Annotated in this window: 10 protein-coding genes; 8 read left to right on the forward strand and 2 right to left on the reverse strand. The window is 64.2% G+C overall.

Annotated elements, in window-relative coordinates; translation table 11 throughout:
* From ACFWYE_RS11130 to ACFWYE_RS11140, 3 genes are read left to right on the forward strand one after another with little or no spacing between them, the layout of a single operon-like run.
* On the forward strand, positions 1-1,050 hold the full coding sequence (locus ACFWYE_RS11130) for a FecCD family ABC transporter permease (RefSeq protein ID WP_379111370.1): 1,050 nt from the start codon (positions 1-3) through the stop codon (positions 1,048-1,050).
* A complete protein-coding gene (locus tag ACFWYE_RS11135; protein WP_379111427.1) occupies positions 1,047-1,883 on the forward strand; it encodes an ABC transporter ATP-binding protein in 837 nt (278 codons plus the stop codon). Before ACFWYE_RS11130 ends, ACFWYE_RS11135 begins: the two co-directional genes overlap by 4 nt.
* 39 nt (positions 1,884-1,922) lie before the next feature.
* On the forward strand, positions 1,923-2,318 hold the full coding sequence (locus ACFWYE_RS11140; RefSeq protein WP_379111371.1) for an NUDIX domain-containing protein: 396 nt from the start codon (positions 1,923-1,925) through the stop codon (positions 2,316-2,318).
* A gap of 30 nt (positions 2,319-2,348) precedes the next feature.
* Here ACFWYE_RS11140 and ACFWYE_RS11145 read toward each other — a convergent pair whose 3' ends face one another.
* On the reverse strand, positions 2,349-3,425 hold the full coding sequence (locus ACFWYE_RS11145; RefSeq protein WP_379069082.1) for a substrate-binding domain-containing protein: 1,077 nt from the start codon (positions 3,423-3,425) through the stop codon (positions 2,349-2,351).
* A 258-nt stretch (positions 3,426-3,683) separates the two neighbouring features.
* Here ACFWYE_RS11145 and ACFWYE_RS11150 point away from each other — a divergent pair, with 258 nt between their 5' ends.
* Both ACFWYE_RS11150 and ACFWYE_RS11155 read left to right on the forward strand, forming a co-directional pair.
* Positions 3,684-5,114, forward strand: a complete 1,431-nt coding sequence (locus ACFWYE_RS11150) for an aldehyde dehydrogenase family protein (protein WP_379111429.1) — start codon at positions 3,684-3,686, stop codon at positions 5,112-5,114.
* 101 nt (positions 5,115-5,215) lie between these two features.
* Positions 5,216-6,181, forward strand: coding sequence for a methionyl-tRNA formyltransferase (locus ACFWYE_RS11155; protein WP_379111373.1), 966 nt, complete (start codon positions 5,216-5,218; stop codon positions 6,179-6,181).
* Positions 6,182-6,186: 5 nt separating this feature from the next.
* Here the strand turns inward: ACFWYE_RS11155 and ACFWYE_RS11160 are convergent, their stop codons facing one another.
* Complete coding sequence (locus ACFWYE_RS11160; RefSeq protein WP_379111375.1) at positions 6,187-6,705, reverse strand: DUF2478 domain-containing protein; 519 nt, start codon at positions 6,703-6,705, stop codon at positions 6,187-6,189.
* Between the two features lie 212 nt (positions 6,706-6,917).
* Between ACFWYE_RS11160 and ACFWYE_RS11165 the strand changes: the two genes are divergently transcribed.
* The 3 genes from ACFWYE_RS11165 to ACFWYE_RS11175 all read left to right on the forward strand — a co-directional run bounded on the left by ACFWYE_RS11165 (position 6,918) and on the right by ACFWYE_RS11175 (position 9,964).
* A complete protein-coding gene (locus ACFWYE_RS11165; RefSeq protein WP_379111376.1) occupies positions 6,918-7,874 on the forward strand; it encodes a helix-turn-helix domain-containing protein in 957 nt (318 codons plus the stop codon).
* Between the two features lie 142 nt (positions 7,875-8,016).
* Entirely contained in the window at positions 8,017-9,534 is a 1,518-nt protein-coding gene (adh, locus tag ACFWYE_RS11170) for an aldehyde dehydrogenase (protein ID WP_379111378.1), read from the forward strand.
* A gap of 67 nt (positions 9,535-9,601) precedes the next feature.
* Positions 9,602-9,964 (forward strand): DUF779 domain-containing protein, encoded by a 363-nt coding sequence (locus ACFWYE_RS11175; protein WP_379111380.1) that lies wholly within the window; start codon positions 9,602-9,604, stop codon positions 9,962-9,964.
* The last annotated feature ends 200 nt before the right edge of the window (positions 9,965-10,164 follow it).

Consider the following 10,164-nt stretch of genomic DNA (forward strand, 5'->3'; position numbering starts at 1 on the left):
ATGACGCAATCACCAGGGGCAGCTTTCTCGGCGACCGGCAAGGGGAAAGCCCGGTTGGGCTGGGTCGCCGCATGTCTGACGCTGGTCCTCGTGGTGGTCGCGGCTCTGTCATTCGGCCATTACGGCGTCAGCCTGGCGGAGGCTTTCCGCGTCGTCGCGGCAAGGCTGACGGGGAGCGAGAGCGGCCAGCCGCCGATTGTCGATACGGTGGTGTGGAACGTTCGCCTGCCGCGTGTCGTGTGCGGACTTCTGGTCGGGGCTGCGCTTGCCGTCAGCGGGGCGGTGTATCAGGGACTGTTCCGCAATCCGCTGGTTTCGCCGGACATATTGGGGGTCTCGGCCGGCTCCAGCCTTGGCGCGATCTGCGGCATCTTCTTTTCCCTGCCGGTCCTCGCCGTCCAGGGCCTGTCGTTTGCCGGGGGGCTGGCCGCCGTGGCGCTTGTCTATGGCATCGGCAATGCCGCGCGTGGCCGCGACCCGATGCTGATGCTGGTGCTGGCCGGGATTGCAATCGGGGCTTTGCTTGGCGCCTGCATCTCGCTGCTCAAGGTGCTGGCCGACCCCTACAACCAGTTGCCGGCCATCACCTTCTGGCTGCTCGGCAGCCTTGCCAGCGTCACGCGCGGCGATCTCGTCTCGATTCTGCCGGTGATGGTGGTCGGCCTCATCCCGATGGTGCTGTTGCGCTGGCGCATGAACCTGATGACGCTCGACGATGAAGAGGCGCGGGCGCTGGGGGTGGAAACGGGAAGGATACGGCTCGTCCTGATCGTTGCCGCGACGCTGATGACGTCCGCCGCCGTCTCCGTCTCGGGTATCGTCGGCTGGATCGGATTGCTGGTTCCGCATCTGGCGCGTGCCCTTGTCGGCCCCGATTTCACGCGGCTGCTGCCGGCCAGCGTGCTGCTGGGGGCGGGTTACCTGGTGCTGATGGACACGCTGGCCCGCAACGCGGCCAGCATCGAAATCCCGCTTGGTATCCTGACGGCGGCCGTCGGCGCACCGTTCTTCCTGTGGCTGCTGGTGAAGTCGGCAAGGGGATGGGCCTGATGCTGAGTGCCGTCGATCTCGCCTTCGGCTACCCGGGAAGACGTGTCGGCAGCGGCGCCACCTTTTCGGTTTCGGCAGGTGAAGTGTTCTGCCTGCTCGGGCCGAACGGCTGCGGCAAGACGACCCTCTTCAAGACCGTGCTCGGCCTGCTGCCAGCCCTCGGCGGGCGGCTGGACCTGGATGGCATCCCCGTCTCCAGCCTGTCGCGCCGGCATTTCGCGCAGCGTGTCGCCTATGTGCCGCAGGCCACGGCGGCTCACTTTCCCTTCAGTGTCTTCGACGTCGCCTTGATGGGGCGCGCCAGCCGGATCGGTACTTTCGACCGGCCGTCGGCCAGTGACAGGGCGATCGTGCACGAGACGCTCACCCGGCTCGGCATCGCGCATCTCGGCGATCATCCCTATACCGAGATCAGCGGCGGCGAGCGCCAGATGACGCTGGTTGCGCGCGCGCTGGTGCAGCGCCCCGCCATGATCGTCATGGATGAACCGACCGCCAGTCTCGATTTCGGCAACCAGGCGCGCATCCTTAGCCAGATACTGGCTCTTAAGGGGGAGGGCATCGCCGTCGTGCTCTCCACGCATGAGCCCGGCCACGCCTTCGCCTGCGCGGGCACCGTCGCCTTGATGAGCGCGGGCACGATTGTCGCCTCCGGAACGCCGGATGCGGTTCTGACACCCGAGGCCCTCAGCAGGCTCTACGGCGTGGACGTCACCGTGGCGCGTCTCTCCGGGATCGAGCAGCAGGTTTGCGTGCCTGTCCTGCGGCGCCCCATATTGGAGCCGTGCGGGGACGCAGGCTCGACACGACCGTGGGACTCAGCGCATCCCTGATGGGCCAGCGCATCCGCGGCTGGATCGGGAGCGCCGCCAATGGGACACAGGACGATCCGTATCGCGGCTGCAGCCATTCTGGACAGCCGAGGCAGGCTGCTGCTCGTGCGCAAGCGCGGCACGACCACCTTCATGCAGCCGGGTGGCAAGATCGAACCGGGAGAGAAACCCGAAGCGGCACTTCTGCGTGAATTGAATGAGGAGCTCGGGCTCTCCTTCGAGACTGATGCGCTTCGATATCTCGGTGTGTTTTCGGCCGAGGCGGCCAATGAGCCGGACGCCACGGTTGTGGCGGATCTGTATGAAGTCAGCGCCATGGGGGAGCCCAGACCGGCGGCCGAGATCGAAGAGATCGCCTGGCTGGATGCGCAGAATACCGGCGGGGTCACGCTGGCGCCGTTAACGCGCGACCTGGTGCTGCCGCGTTATTCCTGACGCGACCCCAGGGCCGGGTCGCAACGCCGGCTACTCCGACTTGCGAAACACGTCGGCGATCGTCTTGATGACGCCGGGGTCCCTGACGCTGTAGCCGGGCACAAGCGAAATGGCGCTGTGGAAGTCGCGGCCCTGCATGACCTTCAGGATACGCCTGACCGCGTCAACCTCGAGGATGTCCTTGCGGCAGACGAAGAAATAATCCTCGGTCAGCAGGCGAACGAAACCCAGGTCGAACTGCCGGGCTGCCGCCTCGACGCCGAAGGCGACATCGGCCATTCCCGATGCCACATAGGCGGCCACGGCGGCATGGGTGAATTCGGCGTGTTCATAGCCGTTGATGCGGGTTCCATCGAGCTGGTGCTGGGCAAGCAGCAGTTCGAACAGCTGCCGCGTGCCGGAATCGGGGTCGCGATTGACGAAACGGATCTGCGGGTCGAGCAGGCGCTCCACCGTCGTGATCCCGAGCGGATTGCCACGCGCCACGATCAGGCCGACCTCGCGGGTAACGAAACCGATGACACGGTGAACGCTGGGGTTCAGCCAGCCCTTGCTGACGGCGATCGCCCGCTTCCGCAAGTCACCCTGCGGCAGGTGCATGCCGGCAAGATCGCAGCCGCCATGCGACAATGATACGAGCGAGTTCTGGTTGCTGACATAGCGAAAATCGACGTCGAGCCCCGGCTCGCGGCTGAGCAGTTCGCGCAGCTTCGGCACCGCGAAACCATGGCTGGCATGGACACGCAGCACCAGCGGGCCATTCGGCAGCATCTGGTTGATTTCGGTCTCGAGTTCCTGCGACAGGTTCTGGAGCAGGGGCCTCAGCCTGGCCTCGAGCCGCTGTCCGGCCCAGACCAGCTTTTCACCGAACGGCGTCAGCCTGGTTCCGCTGCCCTGCTTGCGTACCACCAGCGGCATCTCGAAGAAGTCCGACCATTTCTCGATCAGGTTCCAGGCGTGGCGGTATGAAACCTCTGCCTTGTCTGCCGCGGCGGTGATCTTTCCGGTGGCATGAATTTCGGCGAGGAAATCCAGCATGATCTGCAGCGAGCGGTTCCCTTCGCGTCTGCTGAAACGCCATACGGGTTCGATCTCGATCTGGATCATGCCTCCTCCATGGCTGACCGGTTGCCGTTTTAAGATATGAATCAACGTTCATATCCTGCCAGCAGAAGATAGGTCTTCCCGATCATATATCTCTGCCGGTCTTTCGGCAGAAGATTTCATATTCCCCCAGAATTACAATGAAAATAGTTTCATGGTCGTGGTGATAACGACCAATCGGGTCGCGGTCGTGCACAATAGATATGAACTCAAATTCATATTTGGGAGGAAAATGTGCTGGACCGGGTCATCGACAGCGATATGCATAGGCTTCTGATCGACGGGCGTCGCGTCGCGGCCCTTTCGGGGCGCACCTTCGAGACGCTGAACCCGGCGACCGGACAGGTGCTGGCCAGGGTTGCCGAGGCTGGCGTGGAAGATATCGACGTCGCCGTTCGTTCGGCGCGCGCCGCCTTCGAAGGACCGTGGGGCCAGATGAAGGCATCCGAACGCGGCGCGCTGCTGCTCAGGCTGGCGGAACTCATCCGGCGGGATGAAGCCGAGCTCGCCAGGCTGGAAAGCCTCGATTCCGGCAAGCCGGTTTCCGCGATCGCGCGGCAGGATCTGCCGGCCGTGCTGGATACGCTGACCTACTATGCCGGCATGGCCGACAAGATCAACGGCCAGGTGATCCCGGCGCGGCCCGACGCGCTGACCTATACCGTCCGCGAGCCACTAGGGGTCGTCGGCGCCATCATACCCTGGAATTTCCCGCTGATGATCGGGATGTGGAAGATCGCCCCGGCGCTCGCCTGCGGCTGCACCGTGGTGCTCAAGCCTGCCGAACTGACACCGCTCACGGCTCTCAAGATAGGCGACCTCGCTCTGGAAGCCGGCTTCCCTGCCGGGGTGCTCAACGTGGTGCCGGGCTTCGGCAAGGTGGCTGGCCAGGCGCTGGTCGACCATCCCGACGTCGACAAGGTCACCTTCACCGGTTCGCCGGTCGTCGGCAGGCAGATCCTTCAGGGTGCCGCCGGCAACCTCAAGCGGGTGACGCTGGAGCTCGGCGGCAAGTCGGCCAACATCATTTTCCCGGACGGCGATGTCGATACCGCGGTCAAGGCAGCGGGATCCGGCATCTTCTTCAACACCGGCCAGGTGTGCTCGGCAGGGTCGCGCATCCTGGTGCATGAGAGCATTCACGATGCGGTGGTGGAGCGGCTGGCTGCGCGGGCGCAATCGATCCGCGTCGGCGACCCGCTCGAAACATCGACGGCGATGGGGCCGCTGGTGTCGGAAGCCCAGATGAACCGGGTGCTGAACTACATCGAGATCGGCCGCAACGAAGGTGCTTCCGTGATCACCGGTGGCGCACGGCACGGATCAGCCGGCTATTTCGTGGAGCCGACCGTGTTTGCTGGAGTGCATCATGACATGCGCATCTCGCAGGAAGAAATCTTCGGCCCCGTGGCTGCCGTCATCCCCTTCAAGGATGACGAGGACGCGCTGCGGATTGCCAACGGAACGGTCTACAGCCTGGCCGCTGGGGTCTGGACCGGCGATATCGGCCGCGCCCACCGCTTCACCAAGCGGTTGAAGGCCGGCACCGTCTGGGTCAACACCTATGGACCGACCGACATTCGCCTGCCCTGGGGCGGTGCGCGCGATTCCGGCTTCGGCCGCGAACATGGCGAGGCCGCAATCGACAATTTCACCGAGCCCAAGGTGATCTGGATCAACACCGGACGCTGATTTTCCACCCCGGCGCGCTGCCGGCTTTCCACCAACAGTCGAGGACAGACTCTCGCTGAAGCGAGGGCACGGACGGTCTTTGCCAAATTCGAGGAGGCATCATGCGTATCGCAATCATCGGCCAGCAGGCTTTCGGCAAGAGTGTCCTGGAGGCATTCCTGGCGCGCGGCGACGACGTGGCCGGCGTCTTCTGCGCGCCCGAGAAGCCGGGTGCTCGTCCAGACCCGCTGCGGGTCGCGGCGGAAGAGCATGGCTTGAGGCTCTTCCAGCTCCCCAACCTGAAAAGCCAGGCAGCCGAGGGCGCGTTGCGCGCGCTCGACGTCGATCTCGCCGTGATGGCCTATGTGCTGCAGTTCGCCCCGCAGGCCTTCGTCAACATCCCCAGGCACGGCACCATCCAGTATCATCCGTCGCTGCTGCCGGCCTATCGTGGTCCCAGCTCGATCAACTGGCCGATCATCAAGGGTGACAGCCGCACCGGCCTGACCATTTTCCGGCCGACCGACGGGCTGGACGAGGGGCCGGTGATCCTGCAGAAAGCCGTCGAGATCGGCGAAAACGACACGCTTGGAACGGTCTATTTCGACCGGCTTTTCCCGCTCGGCATCGATGCCATGCTGGAAGCGGCGGACCTTGTTGTCGCCGGTCGTCATGTCGAGGTGGTCCAGGACGAGAATGCTGCTTCTTATGAAGGCTGGTGCCGCGACGCGGAGGCCAGGATCGGCTGGAACGCGCATCTGGATGCCATCCACAACCTGATCCGGGGCTGTGATCCTGCGCCGGGCGCCTGGACGACTGTTCTTGGCGAGAAGGTGAGGCTGTTCGAAAGCCGCAAGCATCCGGTGCGCCGGTTCGGCGACGTCCAGGGCAAGCCGGGCGAGATCGCCGCGATCGGCGAACAGACCGTGCATGTTACCGTCCAGGGTGGGACGATCGAGCTGGGTAAGGTGCGTACAGAGGCAGGCCAGAAACTCTCGGCCGCGGCCTTTGCAAAATCGCATGGGCTTTCGGTGGGTGACCGCCTCGAGTCCGAAGCCCCGCAACTGCAGGCGGCTGCCGGCGAGTAGCCTGGTCAGGCCGCCAGGCGGGACCTGGCGGCCTGCCACCAACGATCAATCGACTGTTCGTCAGGCGTCAGCTCGAAAGCTCCGGGCGCAAACTGCAGCCAGGCATTGCGTTGCCGGGGCGAGACCGTGGTGATGACCGGCTTGCCGGCTTCGGCGGCCGTCACGAAAGCCGCCCACAGGCCATGCTGGGTGATTTCTGTCTTCCCGAACTTGCTCAGGATGACGACATCGGCCGTGCTGATCTGGGAAAGCAGGAACTGGCAGGCCGCATCCATGCCGGCTGAGTCGAGATGGCAACTCGCTCCTTCCGGCGGATTTTCGATCTGGATGGAGAATTTCCGTCCGGAAGCGATGTCGCGCAGATGGCCGACACGGCAGGAGCCTTGAGCGTCGGGAGCAGCAGAAAGCACGCCGACGACCGTGCCGCCGGCCTTGCGCCATCTGGCTGCCGCTTCGGCAAGGCTGGCCTGCCAATCCTGTCCTTCCGAGGTGGTGAGAAAGCCGATGCTGCTGGGGTCGTTCATGGTCAGCCGTTCATAACGAGAAAGAGCAGGGGGCGGATTGGTCATCGCCGCCGGTTGTCTCATGACCGTGGGCGATCTTGTACGAAATGGCAATGAGCGCTTGTTACCATCCTATGGCAGCTTGCTTGTGTTGTCCCCATTCTGACCGTTATATTCACGTATAGCTAGCGAGCATTTACCAAAGGCACGAAAGACGACGTCTGGAGAAGCCGATGCATGCATATGCCAGGCATGCCGACAAGATTCAGGCAGCCATCAAATCCAGCGATGCCGCGAGGTCCGCGCTTGTGGCGTCCTGGCAACGCTCCGCGTCGCTTCATCGTCTCGATCCCGCCGAGCACAAGCCGCCACTCAGGCTCACAAGCGCGGAATTGCGAATGGCGCACCAGCGCATCGAGCCCTTGATACGAACCGCCCAGGCGAGCCTCGACCGGCTCTACCTCGCTGTGGGCGGCGTCGGTTGCTGCGTCCTGCTTGCCGACACCAACGGCATCCCGGTGGATCGGCGCGGCGCGTCCGGCGACGACAGGACGTTCGAGACCTGGGGCCTGTGGACGGGCACGGTCTGGAGCGAGGACGCCGAGGGTACCAACGGCATCGGCACCTGCATCGTGGAGCAGCGGACCTTGACCATTCATGCCGACCAGCACTTTCTCGATCGCAACACCGGGCTTTCCTGCACGACGGCGCCGATCTTCGATCATGAGGGCAATCTTGCCGCCGCGCTCGACGTGTCGTCGTGCCGGGCGGATCTTACCGAGGGTTTCGCCGGCCTGATTTCGATGGCGGTGGCGGATGCCGCGCGCCGCATCGAGGCGGACCATTTCAGGCAGATGTTTCCCGAGGCGCGAATCCTGCTTGCGCCCGCGCAGGACAAGCATGCCGGCGGCCTGCTGGCGATCGACCGCGACGATCTCGTGATCGGGGCAACGCGCGCGGCGCGCATGTCGCTCGGCCTGACATCCGACCAACTCGCGAAACCGCTCCCGGCCGGTGATCTGCTCGGAAAGCGGGAGCTCGGTGGCGGGGAATTGCGGGAGGCCGAGCGAGCGGTGTTGCAGCGCGCGCTCGCGCGGTCCGACGGCAACGTCGCCGCCGCCGCCCGGCTGCTGGGTGTCAGTCGCGCTACCTTGCATCGGAAGCTCAACCGGCTGGAAATGTCGCGCTAGCGCATTCGGCGTCAGGAACCTGTCGCAGTTCTGCGACAGGTTCCTAGGGCTCGCTTTCCGCGGTGCGCTGACAACCATCCGGCCAGCAGCAACACTCTCCCTGGGCCGCATCTGGCGGTTTCGACACATCTGGGAGGATGCCATGAACAAGGTGGAATTTCACCGTTCGGCCAAGGCGCCGTTCGCCAAGAAATATGACAATTTCATCGGTGGCCAGTACGTGGCGCCGAAGTCGGGCAGGTATTTCGAAAACACCTCGCCGGTGAACGGCCGTGTGCTTTGCGAGATCGCCCGCTCCGATTCCGCCGATGTCGAGGCGGCGCTCGATGCCGCGCACAAGGCCAAGGATGCCTGGGGCAGGACGAGCGTGGCCGAGCGTGCGCTGCTGCTCAACCGCATTGCCGACAGGATGGAGGAGAATCTTGCCACCCTGGCGCTCGCCGAGACCTGGGACAACGGCAAGCCCATTCGCGAATCCACCGCTGCCGATATCCCGCTTGCCATCGATCACTTCCGCTATTTCGCCGCGGCAGTTCGCGCCGAGGAAGGTTCGATTTCCGAGATCGACCACGACACGGTTGCTTATCATTTCCATGAGCCGCTCGGCGTCGTTGGCCAGATCATCCCGTGGAACTTCCCGATCCTGATGGCGGTATGGAAGCTGGCGCCGGCACTTGCCGCCGGCAACTGCGTGGTGTTGAAACCGGCCGAACAGACGCCTGCATCGGTCCATGTGCTTTTGGAGCTGATCGCCGACATCCTGCCGCCGGGCGTGGTCAATGTCGTCAGCGGTTTCGGCCTCGAAGCCGGCAAGCCGCTGGCATCCAATCCGCGCATCGCCAAGATCGCCTTCACCGGCGAGACGACCACCGGCCGCCTCATCATGCAGTATGCCTCGCAGAACCTGATCCCGGTGACGCTTGAGCTGGGCGGCAAATCGCCGAACATTTTCTTCCAGGATGTCGCGGCCGAAGACGACGACTTCCTCGACAAGGCGATCGAGGGTTTCGTCATGTTCGCGCTCAACCAGGGCGAGGTCTGCACCTGCCCGAGCCGTGCCCTGATCCACGAGAAGATCTATGACCGGTTCATGGAGAAGGCGATCAGGCGCGTCGAGGCGATCGTGCAGGGCGACCCGCTCGACCCGGCGACCATGATCGGCGCGCAGGCCTCCTCGGAGCAGCTCGAGAAGATCCTGTCCTACCTCGATATCGGCAAGAAGGAGGGGGCGGACGTGCTGACCGGCGGCGAGCGCAACGACCTGCCCGGGGATCTGGCCGGCGGCTACTACGTCAAGCCGACGGTGTTCAGGGGCACCAACAAGATGCGCATCTTCCAGGAAGAGATCTTCGGGCCGGTGGTGGCCGTCACCACCTTCAAGGATGAAGACGAGGCGCTGAGCATCGCCAACGACACGCTCTACGGGCTTGGCGCCGGCGTGTGGACCCGCGACGGTACGCGGGCCTATCGCTTCGGCCGTGCGATCCAGGCCGGCCGCGTCTGGACCAACTGCTATCACGCCTATCCGGCGCATGCGGCGTTCGGCGGCTACAAGCAGTCGGGCATCGGCCGCGAGAACCACAAGATGATGCTCGACCATTACCAGCAGACCAAGAACATGCTGGTCAGCTACAGCCCGAAGAAGCTCGGCTTCTTCTGAGCCGTTTTGAGTTGCGTCTGCGGCGCGGCGCTTTTCGCCGCGCCGCTCGCGACGACGGGGGTGAACATTGGAAAAGCTTTCGCAGGACAAGGTCACCGCCACGCCCGAGGCGATCGAGTTGCTCAACGAGATCATCGCCGACCACGGGCCGGTGCTTTTCCACCAGTCCGGCGGTTGCTGCGATGGCTCCTCACCCATGTGTTATCCGCGCGGCGACTTCATCGTCGGCGATCGCGACGTGCTGCTGGGCATCATCGGCGACACACCGGTCTATATCAGCGAGTCGCAGTACAGCGCGTGGAAGCACACCGATCTGGTCATCGACGTGGTGCCTGGACGCGGCGGGATGTTCTCGCTCGACAATGGACGCGAGAAGCGTTTCCTGACGCGGTCGACGCTGTGCGATGTGCGGCAGCGCCAGGCGAACTGACGGTTTGCCGGCTTTCCTTTTCCGTGACTCCAGGGCCGGATCGATCCGGCCCTGGCATTGAGCAAGGTCAGAATTTCACGCTGAGCCTTGCGTCGACGCCGTTGGTCGACGATCCGGAGCCGAACTCGCCATTGTAGGAGATGCCGAGCGTGGCATTGTCGGTCACCTTCATGTCGAGACCGGTCTGCAGCACGAAGGTG

This window comes from Mesorhizobium sp. NPDC059025, assembly GCF_042739655.1.
GTDB lineage: Bacteria > Pseudomonadota > Alphaproteobacteria > Rhizobiales > Rhizobiaceae > Mesorhizobium.

Excerpts from the sequence above, each read along its gene's own strand:
- ACFWYE_RS11140 (WP_379111371.1), top strand. The coding sequence starts at position 1,923 with ATGGGACACAGGACGATCCGTATCGCGGCTGCAGCCATTCTGGACAGC.
- ACFWYE_RS11165 (WP_379111376.1), top strand. The coding sequence starts at position 6,918 with ATGCATGCATATGCCAGGCATGCCGACAAGATTCAGGCAGCCATCAAA.
- ACFWYE_RS11150 (WP_379111429.1), top strand. The coding sequence starts at position 3,684 with ATGCATAGGCTTCTGATCGACGGGCGTCGCGTCGCGGCCCTTTCGGGG.
- ACFWYE_RS11130 (WP_379111370.1), top strand. The coding sequence starts at position 1 with ATGACGCAATCACCAGGGGCAGCTTTCTCGGCGACCGGCAAGGGGAAA.
- adh (WP_379111378.1), top strand. The coding sequence starts at position 8,017 with ATGAACAAGGTGGAATTTCACCGTTCGGCCAAGGCGCCGTTCGCCAAG.
- ACFWYE_RS11145 (WP_379069082.1), bottom strand. The coding sequence starts at position 3,425 with ATGATCCAGATCGAGATCGAACCCGTATGGCGTTTCAGCAGACGCGAA.
- ACFWYE_RS11155 (WP_379111373.1), top strand. The coding sequence starts at position 5,216 with ATGCGTATCGCAATCATCGGCCAGCAGGCTTTCGGCAAGAGTGTCCTG.
- ACFWYE_RS11160 (WP_379111375.1), bottom strand. The coding sequence starts at position 6,705 with ATGAACGACCCCAGCAGCATCGGCTTTCTCACCACCTCGGAAGGACAG.